This is a genomic window from Paracoccus sp. DMF (genome assembly GCF_004407025.1).
Classification (GTDB): Bacteria; Pseudomonadota; Alphaproteobacteria; order Rhodobacterales; family Rhodobacteraceae; genus Paracoccus; species Paracoccus aminovorans_B.
Genome location: NZ_SOKV02000060.1, coordinates 1 through 980, shown reverse-complemented (window position 1 = coordinate 980; position 980 = coordinate 1). Strand labels below are relative to the sequence as shown.

The following is a 980-nucleotide window of genomic DNA, read 5'->3' as shown; positions in this document are numbered from 1 at the left end:
TGAAGGCCTGTCTGGCCTCTTCCGCGATGTCGAGGCCGAGGATCATCCCGACCCGGATAACCTGGAGGCCAGCATGTCAGGGCCATGAGCGCCGGGGGCGTTCTGGCGTGCTGTCCGGCTATGCCCCCAGCCGCGACACCGTCCAGCTGCCGGCGTGACCCTTGCGCAGATGCGCCGCGACCAGTTGGAACCCGCTTTGCGGCCAGCCTCTCGGGGTCTCGAGCTTCACCAGCTCGGCGATGCCGAACCCCGCCTCGTCGAGATCGCGCAGCCGCGCCTTGGTCGTCAGGTTTGTCAGCGGCGCCAGCCAGACGATGTTCGGCGCAATCCGCATGGCATGGCGGGTGAAATCGCGCAACCGCGACCAGGGCGGGTTGGTCATCACCCAGTCCACCGGCTGCTGCCAGTCGAAGAAGTCCCGGCCCTCGCCGATCTCGCACCAGTGCCGATCGAGATGGGCCGGGAAGCCATCGTGGAACGCCCCCTGCCCCCGCGCTGGATCCAGCACCCTGCCCGCCATCCGGTCGGCGAAATGCCCGATGACCGCCGCCGCAAGCTCCGACGGCGTCATGACCAGATCCTGCGCCGGCGCGTTTGTGGCCGGCACCAGGCCGCGCCCGACCGGTGCCACGCCGCGCAGCATTGGCCGCAGCCCCAGAACCTGCAGCGCACGAGCCAGGGTCGCGACGCTGCCCGCGAGCCTGCGCTCCAGCGCGATCAGCGTCGGTCGGCTGCAGCCGATCCGCCGTGCCAGCTCCGCCTGGCTGATTCCCCGCGCCTTGCGCCGCCCCGCCAGCGCAGCTGCCGCATCCTCGCCATGTGGAACCCATCCCCAGCGCAGGCCAAGCACCTCCATGACCGCAACCAATGGGCCAAGCCCACCCTCGCCCCGTTCCAGCGCCCGCAATGTCGGCACGCTGATCCCCGTCGCCCGTGCGACGTTGCCCTGTGAACCGCGCCGGGTTTGCCGGAGGCTCCAA

Annotated in this window: 1 protein-coding gene; it reads right to left on the bottom strand. The window is 70.4% G+C overall.

The window, feature by feature from the left end:
• Positions 1-118 precede the first annotated feature (118 nt).
• Positions 119-980: helix-turn-helix domain-containing protein (locus E3D03_RS18525; protein WP_263568174.1), on the bottom strand; the 862-nt coding region annotated here is incomplete at its 5' end.